This window comes from Stenotrophomonas acidaminiphila (assembly GCA_002951995.1).
Taxonomy (GTDB): Bacteria; Pseudomonadota; Gammaproteobacteria; order Xanthomonadales; family Xanthomonadaceae; genus Stenotrophomonas; species Stenotrophomonas acidaminiphila_A.
Map to the genome: position 1 here is coordinate 411,521 of CP019797.1, position 18,275 is coordinate 429,795.

Genomic DNA, 18,275 nt, shown 5'->3' on the forward strand with positions numbered 1-18,275 from the left:
AAATATGATTTGCCCGATATGCGAAGCGGGATCCCTCCTGTCTTCAACAGCTAGCCGAACTCTTGCTTACAACGGTAAGACCTTGAGCGTAGATGGGCTGCATCAGTCCACATGCGATTGCTGTGGGCAGTCTGTAGTGCTGCCTGATCAAGCCAAGGCCAATGACAAGATTTTTGCTGACGCCAAACGTGCTAGTGATGGGCTTTGGGGGTCCACTCGCATCATGGAGTGGCGTATGCGTTGGGGCATCTCCCAGGCGCAGGCCTCTAGCATGCTCGGTGGGGGCGCGAACGCGTTCTCCAAGTATGAGCGCGGAGAAGTCATGCAAAGTAGGTCGATGGACCTTCTTATGCGTGTTTTTAATGACGTGCCTGAGGCTCGGCGGTACTTGGCGGCGCAAGCGGGAGAGTTGGAGGCGCTTGGTTGGAAGACGGTCGAGGACGAGCGGCGAGTTGCTTCTCCGCGGAAGGTGGTCTTAAAGGTTGATCAAGTTCAGCTAACGGGCGCACTCTCTGAAGTCGAACACATGCCAGCCAACTGGGAATCATACGAAGAGCTCCGCTATGGCACGGCCTAAGAAGTCTACATTCGATCCGACCCAGCACTTTGTCCTTAATGACATTTTCCTGTGGACATGTTCATTGACCAGAGATGGTTTGTATCGGAAAGATCTGCATGAGGGCAAATGCGTTCTTCAGTCGTTTCGCAAGGCCACACCTGAGCTGTTCCGTGCTGAAGTGGAAGGCGAAGAGGACACCACTCTTTTGCTGAGAGTGCTTGTTGACCTAGGTGTTCGCTCCGTATTTGAGCATGGCGATGGCTCTGAGGAAGACGAGGTGCTGTATACGGTGGAAGCCACATTCGCCGCTGAGTACTTCGTAGTCGACACACCTAAGAGCGCAGAGGACTTGCGAGCCTTCGTCGACTTGAATGTAGTGCATAACGTCTGGCCTTTCTGGCGACAGCACGTTGTCGATACGACGAGGCGTGCATCACTCCCCGTTCCCAGTGTTCCCTTGTTCGCCAAGCCTGGCGGCTCCCGGAAGAAGAAGCTGAAGGCATTGGAGCCGTTGGCTCCGGAGACTTAGCGCGTTAGCGCGTTGGCGCGGCTTCAGGAGCAACCCGGGCTTAGAGCAAGAGATCCGAAGAACGCGGGAAAGAGATGGCGTCTTACATCGACTGGTTAAGGCCCGATGGACTTCCAAGTCAACCTCGCACGTACGTAGTCGTTGTAATGACCCAGCACTTCCTGCACAGGTTAGGCCGCTAAAGCGTATGCCTCGGCGGGTGTCTTCATGCCCAGCGCCTGATGCGGCCGCCGGTGGTTGTAGAACTGGATCCAGTCGCCGATCACGCGCATCGCATGCTGTTGGCTTTCGAAGCGGTGCCGGTGTGCGCATTGCTCCTTCAGTGTCCGGATGACGCGTTCGACCATGCCGTTCTGCTGTGGACAGTGCGGGGTGATGAATTCCTGCCGCAATCCGTAGCTGCGCACCAGGCGCGTGTAGTGGCGGCTGGTGAAGACCAGTCCGTTATCCGAGCGCAGCAAGAACGGTTCGGGAACGCGGCCGAGCGTACCGAAGCGCGTGATCAACGCCTGCTCTAAAGCCGCTGCCGCCGTCGTCGCACGGCCGGTTCGCGACAGATGCCATCCCAGCAGTTGGCGGGTGTGGCAGTCGATCACCAGCGCCAATGTGAGCCAACCATCACGGCCGCCCCAGATCCGGCACAGATCGGTCGCCCAACGCTGGTTCGGCGCCGAGGCCACCGAGGGCAGTGCTTGGATGCGGGGACGCATACCCACAGCGCGTTTGCGCACCTGCCAGCCCATCAACTGGAAGATCCGTTGCACCGTGTTCTTGTTCATGCCCAGCAATCCGGCGACCGTGCGATAGCCAAACGAAGGTTCGGCCTCGATCAGTTGCTTGATCGGGCCGGCCAGCTCCGGGCGCACCGCCGGTGCAGTTCTCACTGGCCGGTAGTAAACCGTCCGACGCGGCACGTCGAACCAGCGGCACAACTGCGACATCGAGACCGCCACGCCGTCATTGCGCAGTCCCTGCTGGATCGTGACCATCAGGTCTCGTCCTTGCCCAGCAGGGACGCCAATTTTTTTCGTGCACGTAGCTCCAGCATCGCCTCGCCATACGCCTCCTGCAGATCCTTGAGCTGCCGCTCATACTGCTCGCGCACGTCCTCCGGCTTGGCACGCAGCGCGTTCTCCATTCCGCGCTTCCCGTCATCGACCCAGCTCTCGATCTCTGATGGCGGCAAGTCGAACTGGCGACTCGCCTCCGACACAGTGGTCTTGCCCTGGATGATCTCCAACACCAGCGCCGACTTCCGCCGTGCTGTCCAACGTTTGATCTCTTCTTCCATTACCGCGCTCATCGGTGTCTCCTTGAAAAGGTTACACCTGAGCAGGAAATCACTGGGTCATTACACAGATGCACGCGGTACACATCCGGCCCGGCGTCGTGCACCTCCAGCCGGGCGCGGTCGCCGTACAGCAGGTGCAGGCGCTCCTTCACCGAGCGCTGCCCCATGCCATTGCCGTCCTCGCGCGCGCCTTCGGTGCCACGCGAATTCTCGATCGACAGGTGCAGGTGCTGGCCATCCATCCATCCGCCGACGGCCACCCAGCCCGGTGCCCGTGATCGCGCGATGGCGTGGACGATCGCGTTCTCGACCAGTGGCTGCAGCGAGAGGGTGGGCACGGGGATATCCATGCAGGCGTCGTCGACGTCGACGCGGGAGCGCAGCCGCCGGCCCAGGCGGATGCCTTCGATCATCAGGTAGTCCGCGACCTGCCGGAGCTCGTCGCGCAGGGGACGTTCATGATGCTGGTCGGCACGCAGGCCGTCACGCAGCATGTCGCTGATGGCGATCAGCATGCGCTCGGCCTGTTCGACGTCCACCTGCATGAGTTCGGCCACGGAGTTGAGCGCGTTGAACAGGAAATGCGGGTTCAGCCGCGCCTTGACGGCCTCCAGCCGAGCCATCGCCAGGTTCTTCTCCAGTGCATCCAGCTGCTGCTGGCGCTGCTCGTTCTGCTCGAAGTAGACGATGCCGTGGAGCATCGCCACGACGGTGATCCCCAGGATCAGATTGTTGCCGACGCTGGTGACCAGGATTTCGCGCATTGGCGGCAGTAGCGTCAGTGGTATCCAGGGGGCCGTGCTGCCGGCGGCGTGGATCAGGGCGCGGCGCCAGGTGAACAGGTCGCCGGTCGCCGACGTCATGTCCACCAGCTGGCTCGCCAGCATCAGCCCGTACAGCAGCCACCAGGCGCTGATGGCGGCCACCAGCAGCGCGGCGCGGCGGTGCCGCCGCCACGGTGTGTGCGGCGATGGGAACCGGTGCGTGCTGGCGCGATACGGCATCGGGTACATCGGCTCCGCGGTCACCGCTCGAGCCTGCATTGTTGCGTGCCGGGGACGCGCGTGCACGCGGCTGCCGGCCGGGGCCGTTGCCGCGGGCCCGTCGCCGGGGCGCGGCGCCCGTCATCGACCACCGGCGGACGCCGCCGGGTGCGTCAACGCGCGTTGCAGACCGGCGGATTGGTCATGCCGAAGGAGAGCAGGTTGCCGCCATTGACGGTGCAGGCGTAGGTCTTGCCGCTCTTGGCCTTGAGTGTCACGTAGGTGTTCACGCCTTCGGTACGGCGCTCAAGCAGCGTCAGGTCGGACGGCGACATTCCCAGCACACCGCTGGTCTCGGAGAGGATGCGCTCGTCGGACAGGGTGTTGGTCTTGCTGGCCACGGCGGAACAGCCCGCGAGCGTGAACGGGACGACCAGCCACGCGGCCAGCAGGACGGGCTTGAACTTCATGGGGACTCCTTGTTGACGGGGAACTTCCGGGTTCGCCCGGTGCGGGACAGTAACCCTGTTGAACGACAGGGCGTGCCCGATCTTCGGTTCGCACGTCACCGCCGCTCAAGACGATGGGGATGGACCGCACCGACGCGGTGATCAACGGCACGGGAGCTGGGGGTGATGGCCGGCGGTGCCGCGTCCCGAGCGGCACTGGCCACTACTGGGCGATCGGGCAGGCGGGAAGGGCGGGCGCCGGTGCTGGCGGCGTGCGCACAATGCCGCGCACGGGCGGAATGGCGGTGGCGCCGCCCGCGCACTTCATCGGCGGATGGTGGGAGGTGCCCGATGCCGCACATGCAGGCATGGGATGCGGTCCTGCGTCACCGTGGGAGCGCGCTGGCGTCTCCCGGTTGAAACGCCGGTGTAACCAGTGTGTGCAAAGCGTCCGTCGCGGGAAGGAATCCAGGCCTGCGAGGTGAGTCGATGGGGCGGAAGCGGCGCGGAAGGCGGTGATGGGGCGCTGTATCGTTTGTGTCGGACGCGCGCAATCCGCTGGTGACCAACCGCACCCGGAAAGGGGGGGGCGGCGCTCGCGGCGTGGGCTCGCCGTGACCGTGGGTACGACGAGAGGCGCGTGCGCATGCCAGGGTGCGCGCGGCGGTCCACGGCACGGGCCTGCGGATGCCGCAGGCCCGGCCGCACATGGCCTTACTTGGGCATCAGCACGCTGTCGATCACGTGCACCACGCCGTTGGACTGCATGACGTCGGCGGTGGTGACCGCGGACTTGCCGCCCTTGGCGTCGACCACCCACACCTTGCCGTCCTTCAGTTCGACGGTCAGCTCCTCACCCTGCACCGTCTTCAGCGTGCTGTGGCCGCCATGGCTGCGCGCGGCCGCGACCAGCTGGCTGGAGGGGTGGGTGCCGGGCACCACGTGATAGGTCAGGATGCTGGTCAGGGTGGCCTTGTTCTCCGGCTTGAGCAGCGTCTCCACCGTACCCTTGGGCAGCTTGGCGAACGCCTGGTTGGTGGGGGCGAACACGGTGAAGGGGCCCTTGCCGGCGAGCGTGTCCACCAGCCCCGCGGCCTTCAGCGCGGTGACCAGGGTGCTGAGGTCGGTGGCGGCCGACGCATTCTCGACGATGGTCTTCTTCGCATCCATGGCGGCGCCGCCCACCGCGGGATTGCCCGCGGCGAAGGCGGAAGAGGCGGCGGCACTGGCAAGCGCGAGGCCGGCGGCAATGGCAAGACGCTGGATCTGGGTACGCATGGTCATGTCCTCATGGGTATCGCCTCCGCGTGGAGGCAGGGGTGAACGCAGTGTCGGCTGCGGTTTTCGGCGATCAGTGCCATGCCAGCCACGCCACCGTGGCGGCGTGGCTGGCACGGCGGTCGGAACACGGTGCCGCTCAGAAATCCCAGCGCGCGGCGACGCTCATCGGCACCGAGATGCGCTTGGCATCGTTGTTGATGCCGCCCAGGCCGAGCCCGCCGATGTCGGCGTCGTCGCCACTGAGCTTGTCCACGTAGCGCACGCCGGCCTGCGCGGTGACGCTGAAGGTCTTGCCCACCGGGATGATCACGCCCACGTCGACGCCACCGGAGGCCGACCAGGTCTTCTTGGTGAAGCGCGCATCCGGAATGGAGATGGCCGCGGCCGGAATGTCGAAGGAGGCCTTGATCGCGTCGGTATGCGTCGCGCCGATGCGCGCGGCGACGAACGGACGCACCGCGCCCGGCTCCATGAAGAAGCGGCGGTAGCCGAACTCCGCGCCGTAGCTCTTGTAGGCGCTGAAGCGGCCGTACACCGGCAGCTCGGTGTCCAGTGCCGGCACGAACGCGCCGCCCACCTGCGCGCGGCCGGGCGAGGCGTGGCTGTAGCGCACCTGGCCGAACACTTCGGCGCGGTCGCTCAGGCCATAACCCATTTCCACGCCATAGGTATCGGCCAGGCCGTAGATGCGGTCATGGCTGCGCGACTGGATGCGCAGCTCGGCATTGACGCCGGCCAGCGCGGGGTTGAGCGGGCCGAGGTCCGGCACCGGCGCGACGGCGCCGCCGTGGACATCGCCACTGGTCGGCATGTCCACGCCACCGAAGGCGGAGAAACTCCACTTTCCGGCTTCGACGCCGGATGCGTGTGCGGTAGCGGATGCAGCCAGACCGGCGGCGAGAACGACAAGGGCAGCAGACTTCATTGGGGCTCTCCAGGCTGAATGGGAAACGCACGGGGTCATGCGTTTTCCAATACGCAGCACGCCCGCGCTTGGATGCATGCCGATCGCGATTGCCGCCTGGAAAAACCGATGAAAACGACGTTGCGGCGTTGACGCGGCGTACACGCAGGAGGGTTCCGCGAACGTGGCAGCGGCCGGCACGATGGCCGCCGCGGGCGCACGCCTGCGCGCGGCGCCGACCCATGCAAGAGGGATTCGCGTTGTCGGTCCGACGCTGCGCGCCGAGCAACCGTGCGTGGCACCGCGCGGCGCGGTGACACGCGGCAAGGGGCCGCGTCCTCGCGTGGCACGCGGGTACGGAGGCAGGTGTCGCGGGCACGCCGTGCGCGCGTGGATGACGCCCGCGCCGGTGGCGTCACCCCTGCAGTAGGCTCAGCGTCGTTCGAACAGGTAGTGCGACACCATCCACTGTTGCCCGCCGGCGTACCCGAACAGTTCGGCGCAGGCCATCCAGAACATCCGCCAGCGCTGGAACCACAGCCCGGCGGCGTCGCCGTAGGCCTGGCGCAGTATCGCCATCACCGCATCGCGCTGTTCGTCCTGGCGCTGCAGCCAGTGGTTGGCGGTGCGCTGGTAGTGGGTGCCGTCCACCAGCCACTGCTGGGTGATCGACAGCGGGCCCTGGAAGTGCAGCAGCGTGTCGGCGGCCGGCATCAACCCGCCGGTGAAGAAGTGCCGGCCCATCCAGTTGTCGGCACCCTGGGTCTCGAACGGGTACAGCAGGGTGCGGTGCACGAAGATGTGCACGAACAGCCGGCCACCCGGGCGCAGCCAGGTGCCGATGCGGGCGAGCAGGCTGTCGTAGTTGCGCATGTGCTCGAACATTTCGATCGAGACGCAGCGGTCATAGGCCGCGGCGGGCAGCGCCAGGGTGTTCACGTCGCGGGTGAGCACGCGCACGTTGTGCAGGCCGCGTTCGCGGCAGCGTTCTTCGATGAAGGCGCGCTGGCCGTTGGAGTTGGATACGGCGGTGATCCGCGCGTTTGGATAGCGCGCGGCCATCCACAGGGTCAGCGAGCCCCAGCCGCAGCCCAGTTCCAGGATGTCCTGGCCGTCGGCCAGCCCGGCGCGTTCGCCGTACAGCGCCAGCATCGCCTCCTCGGCCTGCTCCAGGGTCTCGTTGCCGGTCGGGTAATAGCAGGATGAATACTTCAGCCGCGGCCCGAGGCAGTGGCCGAAGAAGGCCGGCGGCAGTTCGTAGTGCTGGCGGTTGGCGGCTTCGGTTTCGATCGCCAGCGGGCTGTGGCGCAGCTGTGCCAACCGCTCGCGCTGGCGCAGCGACTGCGCCTCCACGCCGCCGGCCAGCTCGTCGTGCAGGCGCTGGGTGCACAGGCGGCGGATGCCGGCGCGCAGTACGGCGTCCGGTACCCAGCCGCGTTCGGCCAGGCCCAGCAGGCCGGGGGCGGGCACGTCGTGCGGCAACTCGTTGCGATCCAGGGCGGTGGTGGTCATGACGCGGTCCTCGGCAATGCGATCAGGATTTGGGAAACCAGGGGAAGAACATCGGCGTGCGCCGCTGGTACGCGCGGTAGTCGTCGCCCCGCGTGCGCAGGGCCTGTTGTTCGGTGAACGGAATGCCGCTGATGAAACGCAGGAACAGGTACATCAGCACCGGTCCGAGCAGGCCCAGCCACGCGTGCGGCGCGCCCACCGCGGCAATGGCCCAGGCGCACCAGTGCAGCCATTCGAAGAAGTAGTTGGGGTGGCGCGAATAGCGCCACAGGCCGCGGTCGCAGGTACGGCCACGGTTGCCCGGATCGGCGCGGAAGCGCGCCAGCTGCGCGTCGGCCAGCGCTTCACCCAGCACCGATACCACCCACAGCAGCGCGGCGGCACCCAGTTGCAGTGGCGAAGGTTGCGGGTGTGCGACCACCGCCGCCAGCGGCAGCGAGAACAGCACCACCAGCAGGGCCTGGAACAGGAAGAAGCCCAGGAACTTGCGCTGGTCGCCATCCCAGTGCCGGCGCAGCGCACGGTAGCGGCCGTCCTCGGCCTCGCTGCGCACGCGCCGCCACAGGTGCAGGGCCAGGCGCAGGGCCCAGGCCGCGCCGAGCACGCCGACCAGGATGCGTGCCGCCGGGGCGCCGCTGCCGGTCAGCGCCAGCCATGGCGCCGCCCCGGCCAGGCCCAGGGCCCACAGCACATCGACGATGCCGGCATTGTCGTGGCGGCGCTGCCAGTGCCAGCCGCACAGCATCAGCACGCCGGCGAACGCGCCGATCCCCACCAGTTGACTGCCCAGGTTCATGACGTGTGTCCTCGCGGTATGTCACGTTGCAGACCCCGCGCGGCCAATGCGGCCAGCGCCGGCATCGCCAGCGCCCAGCCGGCGCCGAGTGCCAGCAGCGCGTGCCAGCGGGGTTCGGAGAAGCGCAGCGCATCCCAGCCGCTGGCCGCGCCCAGGTACGCCAGCGGCCCGCCGACGGCGCCGAGCGCGGCGGCCAGCCACGGGCGCCGGTGCAGGTAGCCGAGCAGCGGCACCACCACCAGCGCGAACGCGCACCACAGCGCCAGGATCCACGCCGGCGGACCGGCCCACGGCCAGGCGGCGTAGTCCAGCAGCCCGCTGCCCACCCACACCGATTCGAGCAGCAGGCCGATGCCCAGCGCCGCCAGCAGCAGGCGCAGCTCCAGCGCACGCGCCGGCGAGACCGCCAGCCGCCACAGCGCGAACAGCGCGGCCGCCAGCACGCCCGGCCACCACGATCCGCGGCCGGCGCCGATCACCGCCACGAACCAGGTCGCCTGGTAGGCCAGCAGGATCGCCAGCGTGTTCATGCCGGCTCCGCGTCCGCCGGGCGCCAGCCGGGCTTGGCCAGGACCAGGTGGGCCACGCCGATCGAGCGCTCGCGGAAGCCACCTTCGCAATAGGCCAGGTAGAACTCCCACAGGCGGATGAAGCGTTCGTCGAAGCCCTGCGCGCGCACCGCCGGCAACTGCGCCAGGAAGCGCTCGCGCCACGCCTGCAGGGTGCGCGCGTAGGACAGGCCGAAGTCCTCCAGCGCGATCAGCGCCAGGTCGCTGCTGCGGGTCTTGGAGGCGAGCATCGCGCTGATCGAGGGGATGAAGCAGCCGGGGAACACGTGGCGCTTGATGAAATCCACCGACTCCAGCGCCTGCGCGTAACGGTGGTCCTCGATGGTGATCGCCTGCACCAGCGCCAGCCCGTCGGGCTTGAGCAGGCGTCCGATCTGGCCGAAGTAGCTGTCCTGGAACTCGGCGCCGACCGCTTCGATCATCTCGATCGAGACCAGCTTGTCGTATTGCCCGCGCAGGTCGCGGTAGTCCGACTGCAACAGGGTGATGCGCCCGCCCAGCCCGGCTTCGGCGATACGCGCGGCGGCCAGGTCGTGCTGCTCGCGCGAAATGGTGGTGGTGGTGACACGGCAGCCGTAGTGGCGCGCCGCGTGCAGCGCGAACCCGCCCCAGCCGGTGCCGATCTCCAGCACGTGGTCATCGGGCCCGAGCGCGAGCTTGCGGCAGATCAGGTCCAGCTTGCGCGTGGATGCCGCTTCCAGGGTGTCGTCGGCCCCGCGCCAGCAGGCCGACGAGTACATCAGGTCCGGCGACAGGAACAGCCCGAAGAACGCGTTGCCCAGGTCGTAATGGGCGGCGATGTTGCGGCGGCTGCCTTCGCGCGTATTGCGGCGCAGTGCGTGCAGCGCTTTCATCGCCAGCCCGCCCAGGCGCGCGCTGCCGGTCTCCATGCCGTCGAGCAGGTCGCGGTTGCGCACCAGCAGGCGGATCAGCGCGACCAGGTCGCTGCACTGCCACAGTCCGTCCATGTAGGCCTGGCCGGCGCCGACGCTGCCGTGGGTGGCCAGTGCGCGGTAGAAGCCCGGGTCGTGGATCTGCAGGGTGACCGTGGGGCCCGCGTCGGCCGGGCCGGCCTGCAGCGTGCCCAGCGGGTCCTCGATCCGCAGTTGGCCGTGGGCGAAGCCTGCCAGCCGCCGCAGCAGGTGCCGGCGCAGGAAGCGGTCGAGGGTGCCGAAGCCCGGTGCGGTGCCGCGCTGCACGATGCTGTTCAAGGGGAGTCTCCGGAAACACGGGGGTGGGGATGGAAGGGGGTGCGCCTGAGCCACAGGCGCAGGGCCTGCCAGTAGATCGCGGCAAGTACCTGCGCGGTCATCAGCGGGTAGCGCCACAGCACCCGCGCGAGCGAGCGCCCGTCCAGCGGCAGCCGGCGCAGCGACAGGTGGGCGTCGAATTCGCGGCGGTCGCCGTCGGACACGTTCATGCGCACCAGCAGCCGCGACTCCGGCAGGCTGAAGCGCCAGTCGTAGCTGCGCTGCATGCCCATGAACGGGGACACGTGGAAGGTCTTGTCGAACGTCCATGCCGCCAGCCGCCCGGACTGCCGCGCCTGCGCCAGCGGCAGCACGTAGGCATGGCGCTCGCGCCACGGGGTGTTGGTGATCTCGGCCACGATGCTGTGCAGGGTCAGGCCGTCGGCCTGGAAGCAGTAGTAGAAGCTGACCGGGTTGAAGCTCAGCCCGCCGTAGCGCAGGTGGGTGAGCAGCCGTACCGGCCCTTCCGGGCGCTGCCCGGTGGCCGCCTGCACCCGGTCCTTGACCGCCTCCTTGAGTGGCCGCGTGGCCGGGCCGAGGAAGTCATCGCGGTGGAGCGCGGCCAGGTTGCGGCGACCCACCGACCACAGCCAGCGCCCGGCGAACACCTGGTCCAGTTCGTCCAGGTCCAGGTACAGCTGCGCCAGGCGATAGCTGAAGGCGTGCGCGCGCGGGTGATGGCGGCGATGGTGCACCACGCCCTCGTAGACCGCGCTGTGCAGGAGCGGCTTCATGAGGTGGGCCAGCGCACGCCCAGGCCGGCGGCGACATCCACCGCGCTGCGCATGCCGTCCTCGTGGAAGCCCCAGCCCCAGTAGGCGCCGGCGAACCAGGTCCGGTTCTGCCCCTGGATGACGGCGCGGCGCTGCTGCGCGGCGACCGATTGCGGGGTGTACACCGGGTGCTGGTAGGCGAGGCGCCGCAGTACCCGCGCCGGGTCGACCGCCTCGCTGCGGTTCAGGGTGACCACCAGCGGCTCGGGGGCATCCAGGCCCTGCAGCAGGTTCATGCAGTAGCTGACGGTGCACGGCGCGTCGGCATCGCCCGGGACGAACGCGTTCCAGGCCGCCCATGCCTTGCGCCGGCGCGGCAGCAGCGACGCGTCGGTGTGCAGCACCACTTCGTTGGGCTGGTAGCCGATCGCGCCGAGGATCGCCTGTTCGTTGTCGCTGGCGTCGGCCAGCAGCGCCAGCGCCTGGTCGCTGTGGCACGCCAGCACGACCTGGTCGAACACCTCGCTGCCGGCGGCGCTGTCCACGCTCACCCGGTCGCCATGGCGGTGTATGGCGCGCACCGGGCACGCCAGCCGCTCCTGCACCGTCCAGCGCGCGCGCAGCGCGTCGACATACCGCGCCGAGCCGCCGCGCACCACCCGCCACTGCGGGCGCCCGCTGACCTGCAGCATCTGGTGGTTGGCCATGAACTGGACCAGGTAGCGTGCCGGGAACTGCAGGATCTGCCGCGGCGGCGAAGACCACAGCGCCGAGGCCATCGGCACCAGGTGTTCGTCGCGGAAGGCCGCACCGTAGCCATTGGCCTGCAGCCACTCGCCCAGCCCGGGGCCCGGGCCGTCGCCCTCGAGCAGCGCCGGCGCCTGCCGGTAGAAGCGGAACAGGTCGCGCACCATGCCCAGGAAGCGCGGCGAGAGCAGGTTGCGGCGCTGGCAGAACAGCGCATCCAGCGAGGTGGCGTTGTACTCCAGCCCGCTGCGCCCGTTGTGCACCGAAAAGCTCATGGTGGTGGGCTGGGTCTGCACCTCCAGCGCCTGGAACAGCCGGGTCAGCAGCGGGTAGTGGTCCGGGTTGTGGACGATGAAGCCGGTGTCCACCGCATACGGGCGGCCGCCCACGCTGACGTCGTGGGTGTGGGTGTGCCCGCCCAGGTAGTCGGCGGCCTCGAACAGCACCACCTCGTGCGCCTGCGACAGCAGCCAGGCGCTGGCCAGGCCGGCGATGCCGGAACCGACGACGGCGATGCGCATCTCAGCGCTCCGGCCGTTCCAGCACCCAGGCGGGCACCGGCTTGAGGTCGCGCACCAGGCCCAGCAGGGCGAGCAGGCGCAGGCCGTACCAGGTCAGGTCCACTTCCCACCAGCGGAAGCCCTGGCGGGCGCTGCTGGAGTAGAAGTGATGGTTGTTGTGCCAGCCCTCGCCGAAGGTGAGCAGCGCCAGCAGGAAATTGTTGCGGCTGTCGTCGGCGGTCTCGAAGCGGCGGCTGCCGAAGCGGTGCGAGAGCGAGTTGATCGTCACCGTGGCATGGAACAGCACGACGGTGGAGATGAAGAACCCCCACACCAGCAACTGCGCGCCGCTGGTGTCCAGCGCCGGCCACAGGTGCTGCAGCAACGCGCCGGTGGCGTACAGGGCGATGGCCATGGCCACGGGTACCGCCACGTCGTAGCGGTCCAGCCAGCGCAGTTCCGGGTAGCGGGCCAGGTCCGGCACCCGGCTCAGGTCGGTGGCGAACGCGCGCGGGGTCATGAACCAGCCCATGTGGCTGCGCCAGAAGCCGTGCCGCGGCGAGTGCAGGTCCTGCGCCTGGTCGGCATGGCGGTGGTGGTGGCGGTGGTGGGCGGCCCACCACAGCGGGCCGCGCTGCACGCTGGTCGCGCCGATCAGCGCGAACACGAACTGCAGCCCGCGCGAGGTGCGGAAGCTGCGGTGCGAGAAGTAGCGGTGGTAGAAGCCGGTGATCGCGAACATCCGCACCACGTACAGCACCCCGGCCACCAGCAATGCCACCGGCGAGACCCCGACCCAGATCACCCCGACGCAGCCCAGGTGCAGCAGCACGAACGGCAGCACCCGCAGCCAGTCGACGCGGTCGGCATCGGCATCGTTGGCCGGCGCCGCGGCGGCGCTGTCGAACCACAGGCGCAGGCTGCGCAGGACACGGGCGGGCGCCGGGGAGGCGGGCGGGGCAGGGGAGGAGCTGGGTGCAGGGGCATTGCCGGTGGTCCGCGGGGTACGCCCTTCTATACGGTATTGCCGCGCCGTTGGATGCAGGCGCCGTGGGCGCCGGCCTGCATCCAAACCGGGGCCGTCCGCGTACAAGCAGGCAGATGCCCGCACCGCCTGCCAACTGCCCTACCATGTGCCCGGACGCCCACCCTGGAGACCTGTCGCCCTTCGAGGCGGCCAGAGTCATGTCGATCGCCGAAACAAGCCTGGGCAGTGCCGGGTACTGGTCCGCGCAGATGCAGGCCGTCGCCCTGCAGCGCGACCAGCGCTGCTTCATGCGCATCTACGATCACTTCGCGCCGCGCGTGCGGCTGTACCTGCGCGGGCTCGGTGCGCCGGAGGTGGTGGCCGAGGAGCTGGCGCAGGAAGCCCTGCTGCGGCTGTGGCAGCGTGCCGACAGCTACGATCCGGCGCGCAGTACGCTGTCGACCTGGCTGTTCCGGGTCGCGCGCAACCTGCACATCGACCGGCTGCGCCGCGAGACCCACTGGACCGCGGTGGAGATCCAGGACGATGACGGCCTGGAGTTCTGCCAGGAGACCGAGGATCCGGATTTTTCCTCGGCCGAAAGCTATGCGGCGCATGCCGACCTCAACGAGCGCATCGAACGCCTGTCCGCCATCCAAGCACGCCTGATCCGCATGTCCTACTTCGAAGCCAAGTCGCACCAGCAGATTTCCGACGAGCTGGGCATGCCGCTGGGAACGGTCAAGTCGTACATCCGCCGCGCCTTCCAGCAGCTGCAGTCCAGCGTGAAGGGGGCCGCATGAGCCCGCGCCATCACCTGGATCCGGCCACCCTGGTCAGCCACGCCGCCGGCGCCCTGTCCGCGGCCATGGCGGCAGTGGCGGCGACCCACCTGGAGGGATGCGCGCACTGCCGGCGGCAGCTGGCCGCGGCCGAGCACGTCGGCGGCGCGCTGCTGCTGCAGCAGCAGCCGGCCGTGGCCTCGGCGCGCGAGGCGCAGCTGCGCGGCGACATCCTGGCCCGGCTGCAGCAGCCGCTGCCGGCGGCCGCGGCCGAACCGGCCCCGGCGCCGATGCACCGGCCGGCCGAGCTGCTGCCGCGGGCGCTGCATCCCTACTTCGGGCGCACCTGGAAGGCGCTGCGCTGGCGCTGGGTCGCCCCCGGCGTGCACCTGGTGCGTGCCGCGGCGGGCAGTGGCGACACCCTGGTCATGCTCAAGATCGCGCCGGGCAAGAGCATCCCCCTGCACAGCCACCACGGCAGCGAGCTGACGCAGATCCTGCAGGGCGCGTACGACGACGAGCTGGGCCATTTCGGCCCGGGCGACATGGCCGACCTGGACAGCGACATCGAGCACCGGCCGATCACCTCGCCGGGGGTGCCATGCGTCTGCGTGGCGGCGCTGGACGGCCCGCTGCAGTTCCGTGGCTGGCTGGCGCGCAAGATGCAGCCGATGGTCGGCCTGTAGCCGGGCACACCCGGACACCGGTGCCGGGCCATTGCCGGCCCGGCAGCGCGGCAGCGTGGCCGGCTCAGCCGCGGTGGCGCAACGACAGGAATTCGCGGCGCAGCGCCGGGTCGCTCAGGAACTTGCCGCGCATCACGCTGTTGGTCATCTTCGAGCCGTCGTCCTTCACCCCACGCCAGTGCATGCAGTAGTGGTCGGCTTCCATCACCACGGCCAGGCCGTCGGGCCGGAGCCGCTGTTCGAGCAGCTGCGCGATCTGGCTCACCGCCTCCTCCTGGATCTGCGGCCGGCTCATGATCCACTCGACCAGCCGCGCATACTTGGACAGGCCGATCAGGTTGGAGTTGGCGTCGGGCAGCACCCCGATCCAGACCTGGCCGATGATCGGGCACAGGTGGTGCGAGCAGGCGCTGCGCACCCGCAGCGGGCCGACGATCATCAGTTCGTTCAGGCGCTCGGCATTGGGGAATTCGGTCACCGCCGGCGCTGGCTGGTAGCGGCCGGCGAACAGCTCGCGGACGAACATCTTCGCCAGCCGGCGGCCGGTGTCGCGGGTGTTGTGGTCGTTGTCGGTATCGATCACCAGCGCGCGCAGCAGCTCCTGCGCGCGGGCGGCAACCTCGTCCTCGATCGCGGCCAGCTCGCCGGCATGCAGGTGCCCGGCGATGTTGTCGTTGGCATGGAAGCGCTGGCCCGCGCGCAGCAGGCGCTGGCGGACGCGCTCGGACACCGGCAGCGGCAGCAGGGTGTCGAGCAGGGTGGGGTCGTTCGGTGGCTGGGACATGGGAGAGCGCTCGGTAGCGGGGCGGGGGAGGCCCGGTCTGGCGGACGCCGCAGGCCCGGGGCATGGTCGTGCTTACGCGGGCATCGGCGCGTTGGATGTGCGCAGGGTCACAGCGCGTCCAGCCGCGCCCGCAGCTGCGCGGCCTGCTGGGCCAGGGCCTGGCGCTCGCCGGCCGGCATCCGCGCCAGCTGCCGGTAGGGCAGGGCCAGGCGCGGGTTGTGCGCCAGCCGCGGCGCATGCCGGTCCAGGAAGTCCCAGTACAGCGCATTGAACGGGCAGGCGCGGGCGCCGGTGCGCAGGTCGCGCCGGTAGCGGCACTGGCCGCAGTGGTCGCCCATCCGGTGCAGATAGGCGGCCGCCGATACATACGGCTTGGTGGCCAGCAGCCCGCCGTCGGCGAACTGGCTCATGCCCAGGGTGTTGGGCAGCTCGACCCACTCGAAGGCATCGATGTAGATGCCCAGGTACCAGCGGTGCAGGGCCTGCGGGTCGAGCCCGGCGAGCAGCGCGAAGTTGCCGATCACCATCAGCCGCTGGATATGGTGGGCATGGGCGTGGGCCAGCGATTGACCGATCGCCCCGCGCACGCAGGCCATGTGCGTATCGCCGGTCCAGAACCAGGCCGGCAGTGGCAGGTCATGGCCGAAGGCATTGCACTGGTCATAGCCAGGCATCCGCGCCCAGTACACCCGCGCACGTACTCGCGCCAGCCCAGGATCTGGCGGATGAAACCCTCCACCGCGGCCAGCGGCGCGCGGCCATCGTGGGCGGCGGCCTCGGCGCGGGCGATGACCTCGGCCGGATCGAGCATCTTCACGTTCAGCGCGAACGACAGCAGCGAGTGGAACAGCCGCGGCGCGCGCGCGCTGATCGCGTCCTGGTAGTCGCCGAAATGCGCCAGCCCGTGGTCGAGAAAGGCCTGCAGCTGCTGCAGGGCTTCGGCGCGGTCCAGTGGCCAGCGCAGCGCATGCGCCTGCGGATCGCCGAAGCTGGCGACGCCGGCGGATTGGATGCACTGCCAGAGCGCGCGCAGGTCATGCCGCGGGCGGGTATCCGGCGGCTCCGGGGGATCGCCGCGCCACGGCTTGCGGTTGTCCGCATCGAAGTTCCAGCGCCCGCCCAGGGGGCGGCCGTCGGGTTCGAGCAGGACGTGGTGACGGCGGCGCATGTGGCGGTAGAACGGCTCCATGGTCCAGCGCCCGCGGCTGCCGAAGAAGCGGGCCGCCTCCCCGCGTCCGGCCAGGAAGTGGTGGCTGTCCACGCAGCGCACCGGGATCGCCTGCCGCGCCGCATACCGGCGCAGCTGCGCGTCCAGCCGCCATTCGTCGGGCGCCTGGTATTCCAGCGCGGTGGCGGCGTGCTGCGCCAGCAGCCGGTCCAGGTTGTCCACCAGGGACGGGCGGTTGCCGGCATCGTCGATCGCCAGGTAGTCGACCCGGTGGCCGGCCGCGCGCAGGTGCGCGGCGAAGCGCCGCATCGCCGCGAAGATCGCCAGGATCTTCTGCGCGTGGTGCAGTACGTAGTCGGTTTCCTGGCGGACTTCCATCATCACGTACAGCACGTCCGCATCGGTGTGGTCGAACCACGGGTGCCGCGGATCGAGCTGGTCGCCCAGCAGCAGCCGCACGCAGGTCACGGCGGGTCCGGCGGCAGCGCCGGGGAAAACGCGTATCTCAAGGCCACCGCGACCAGCAGCACCGCCAGCGCCAGCGCGACCAGCGCCGCCACGGTGGCGCCGGCAAGCGGTGACTGGATCTGGCGCACATAGACGCCCAGCAGCCCCCACACCGCCGGCAGGGCGTACCACGGGTTGCCGCGCAGGATGGCCAGCATGCCGAGCAGCAGCATCGCCGCCAGGCCGAACAGGGGCAGCGTCCACGGCAGCATGTGATCGACCGGCAGCAGTTCGAACGCCACCACCACCTGGGCGACATTGAGGAACACCGCCAGCGACACCCAGCCGGCGTGCAGCGACAGCGGCAGCCATTGCCACCACGGCTGGCGCGCATGGCGGCGGGTATGCGAGGCCAGCCACGCGGCCGCCAACAGGCAGCCCAGGCTCAGCCAGATCACCGCCAGCGCCAGCCAGAACCACTGCCGCGTGAACACCACCATCCACAGCGAGGTCAGGGCGAAGCCGGCGGCGGTGAACCGGCGGATGCGGCGCAGCCGCCAGCTGTCCTCGCCGGTAACCAGCTGGCCGATGCCGAACACCACGTCCAGCGCGAAGATCGGGCCCCAGATCGCGAACGCGTAGCCGGCGGCGACGATCAGGGTCGGGTAGCGCGCGGAGATTTCGCCGTTGGTCGGGCCGAGCAGGCCGCTGTTGGACAGCCACCCGACCAGCGGCATCGACAGCGCCAGCAGCAGTACCGACCATCTCATCGGCATGCTCCATCGAAGGTGTCCTTGTCCTGGCCGGTTTCAGGCCAGTGCTGGGGAACCCGCTCGATCCGCGTGGTGTCGTAGCCCAGCGCCGCCGCGCGCTGCAGCATGGCCTGGTAGTCGGCGTCGGGCACGCTGGGGTTGCGCGCCATGTACCACAGGTAGTCGCGGGCATCGCGCACCACCATGACCTGGCTGTAGTCCGGCGCCAGCCAGCCGATCAGGTACTGCGCCTTGAACAGCCCGAAGAAGCGCACCTTCCATTCGGCATTGCCGGTGCCGGGCTGCACCAGCCCGGTGGATGCCAGCAGCTTCACCGGCGCCTGGAACCCGCCGGGGCGGTAGCGGTACCAGGTACACACCTGGCCCTTGCTGTCCAGGCGGTAGGTTTCCACCGGGTTGTGGTTGCCGCGCTCCAGGCGCGTGGGAATGATCCCGATCACGTACCAGCGGCCCATGAAGCGTGGCAGGTCCACCGAGCTCACCGGCGTGATCGGAGGGTGCTTGGCCTGGGCGCAGCCGCTGAGCAGGGTGGCCATCAGCAGCGGCACGAGGAAGGGCCGGGCAAGGCGCATGGCGTGCATCCGT

Annotated in this window: 20 protein-coding genes and 1 pseudogene; 4 read left to right on the top strand and 17 right to left on the bottom strand. The window is 69.0% G+C overall.

Annotation, left to right across the window (positions count from 1 at the left end):
• Positions 1 to 4: 4 nt before the first annotated feature.
• Both B1L07_01690 and B1L07_01695 read left to right on the top strand, forming a co-directional pair.
• The gene (locus B1L07_01690; protein AUZ54055.1) at positions 5 to 577 is read left to right on the top strand and encodes a hypothetical protein; all 573 of its coding nucleotides are present in this window, start codon (positions 5 to 7) and stop codon (positions 575 to 577) included.
• On the top strand, positions 564 to 1,088 hold the full coding sequence (locus B1L07_01695; GenBank protein ID AUZ54056.1) for a hypothetical protein: 525 nt from the start codon (positions 564 to 566) through the stop codon (positions 1,086 to 1,088). Before B1L07_01690 ends, B1L07_01695 begins: the two co-directional genes overlap by 14 nt.
• Positions 1,089 to 1,258: 170 nt before the next feature.
• Here B1L07_01695 and B1L07_01700 read toward each other — a convergent pair whose 3' ends face one another.
• From B1L07_01700 to B1L07_01760, 13 genes are all read right to left on the bottom strand, one after another.
• Complete coding sequence (locus B1L07_01700) at positions 1,259 to 2,080, bottom strand: transposase (protein ID AUZ54057.1); 822 nt, start codon at positions 2,078 to 2,080, stop codon at positions 1,259 to 1,261.
• Positions 2,077 to 2,391, bottom strand: coding sequence for a transposase (locus B1L07_01705; GenBank protein AUZ54058.1), 315 nt, complete (start codon positions 2,389 to 2,391; stop codon positions 2,077 to 2,079). Before B1L07_01705 ends, B1L07_01700 begins: the two co-directional genes overlap by 4 nt.
• Positions 2,388 to 3,392, bottom strand: coding sequence for a hypothetical protein (locus B1L07_01710; protein AUZ54059.1), 1,005 nt, complete (start codon positions 3,390 to 3,392; stop codon positions 2,388 to 2,390). The genes B1L07_01705 and B1L07_01710 overlap by 4 nt, the downstream gene beginning before the upstream one ends.
• Before the next feature lie 143 nt (positions 3,393 to 3,535).
• Positions 3,536 to 3,832, bottom strand: coding sequence for a hypothetical protein (locus tag B1L07_01715; GenBank protein ID AUZ54060.1), 297 nt, complete (start codon positions 3,830 to 3,832; stop codon positions 3,536 to 3,538).
• Positions 3,833 to 4,525: 693 nt separating this feature from the next.
• The gene (locus B1L07_01720; protein AUZ56399.1) at positions 4,526 to 5,089 is read right to left on the bottom strand and encodes a fasciclin; all 564 of its coding nucleotides are present in this window, start codon (positions 5,087 to 5,089) and stop codon (positions 4,526 to 4,528) included.
• A gap of 139 nt (positions 5,090 to 5,228) precedes the next feature.
• A complete protein-coding gene (locus tag B1L07_01725; GenBank protein ID AUZ54061.1) occupies positions 5,229 to 5,909 on the bottom strand; it encodes a hypothetical protein in 681 nt (226 codons plus the stop codon).
• A gap of 519 nt (positions 5,910 to 6,428) precedes the next feature.
• Positions 6,429 to 7,508: an SAM-dependent methyltransferase gene (locus tag B1L07_01730; protein AUZ54062.1), complete on the bottom strand. Its 1,080-nt coding sequence runs from the start codon at positions 7,506 to 7,508 to the stop codon at positions 6,429 to 6,431.
• A 22-nt stretch (positions 7,509 to 7,530) separates the two neighbouring features.
• Positions 7,531 to 8,304 carry a hypothetical protein gene (locus B1L07_01735; protein ID AUZ54063.1) on the bottom strand — a complete coding sequence of 258 codons (774 nt, stop codon included), beginning with the start codon at positions 8,302 to 8,304 and terminating at the stop codon, positions 7,531 to 7,533.
• Positions 8,301 to 8,834 (bottom strand): hypothetical protein, encoded by a 534-nt coding sequence (locus tag B1L07_01740; protein ID AUZ54064.1) that lies wholly within the window; start codon positions 8,832 to 8,834, stop codon positions 8,301 to 8,303. The genes B1L07_01735 and B1L07_01740 overlap by 4 nt, the downstream gene beginning before the upstream one ends.
• Entirely contained in the window at positions 8,831 to 10,084 is a 1,254-nt protein-coding gene (locus tag B1L07_01745) for an SAM-dependent methyltransferase (GenBank protein ID AUZ54065.1), read from the bottom strand. The genes B1L07_01740 and B1L07_01745 overlap by 4 nt, the downstream gene beginning before the upstream one ends.
• Positions 10,081 to 10,857 carry a chromosome partitioning protein ParA gene (locus tag B1L07_01750; GenBank protein AUZ54066.1) on the bottom strand — a complete coding sequence of 259 codons (777 nt, stop codon included), beginning with the start codon at positions 10,855 to 10,857 and terminating at the stop codon, positions 10,081 to 10,083. The genes B1L07_01745 and B1L07_01750 overlap by 4 nt, the downstream gene beginning before the upstream one ends.
• Positions 10,854 to 12,104, bottom strand: a complete 1,251-nt coding sequence (locus B1L07_01755) for a dehydrogenase (GenBank protein AUZ54067.1) — start codon at positions 12,102 to 12,104, stop codon at positions 10,854 to 10,856. The genes B1L07_01750 and B1L07_01755 overlap by 4 nt, the downstream gene beginning before the upstream one ends.
• A gap of 1 nt (position 12,105) precedes the next feature.
• Positions 12,106 to 13,002 carry an acyl-CoA desaturase gene (locus B1L07_01760; GenBank protein AUZ56400.1) on the bottom strand — a complete coding sequence of 299 codons (897 nt, stop codon included), beginning with the start codon at positions 13,000 to 13,002 and terminating at the stop codon, positions 12,106 to 12,108.
• A gap of 212 nt (positions 13,003 to 13,214) precedes the next feature.
• Between B1L07_01760 and B1L07_01765 the strand changes: the two genes are divergently transcribed.
• Entirely contained in the window at positions 13,215 to 13,853 is a 639-nt protein-coding gene (locus tag B1L07_01765; protein ID AUZ54068.1) for an RNA polymerase subunit sigma, read from the top strand.
• Complete coding sequence (locus B1L07_01770) at positions 13,850 to 14,518, top strand: transcriptional regulator (protein ID AUZ54069.1); 669 nt, start codon at positions 13,850 to 13,852, stop codon at positions 14,516 to 14,518. Before B1L07_01765 ends, B1L07_01770 begins: the two co-directional genes overlap by 4 nt.
• A gap of 64 nt (positions 14,519 to 14,582) precedes the next feature.
• On the opposite strand, the gene B1L07_01775 is transcribed toward B1L07_01770, so the two are convergent.
• The 4 genes and pseudogenes from B1L07_01775 to B1L07_01790 form a co-directional block, all read right to left on the bottom strand.
• Entirely contained in the window at positions 14,583 to 15,302 is a 720-nt protein-coding gene (locus B1L07_01775; protein ID AUZ54070.1) for a GTP cyclohydrolase, read from the bottom strand.
• A gap of 107 nt (positions 15,303 to 15,409) precedes the next feature.
• A pseudogene (locus tag B1L07_01780) lies at positions 15,410 to 16,938 on the bottom strand (cryptochrome/photolyase family protein).
• Entirely contained in the window at positions 16,935 to 17,687 is a 753-nt protein-coding gene (locus tag B1L07_01785) for a hypothetical protein (protein ID AUZ54071.1), read from the bottom strand. The pseudogene B1L07_01780 and the gene B1L07_01785 overlap by 4 nt, the downstream one beginning before the upstream one ends.
• Positions 17,684 to 18,262, bottom strand: coding sequence for a hypothetical protein (locus B1L07_01790; GenBank protein ID AUZ56401.1), 579 nt, complete (start codon positions 18,260 to 18,262; stop codon positions 17,684 to 17,686). The genes B1L07_01785 and B1L07_01790 overlap by 4 nt, the downstream gene beginning before the upstream one ends.
• Positions 18,263 to 18,275: the final 13 nt, after the last annotated feature.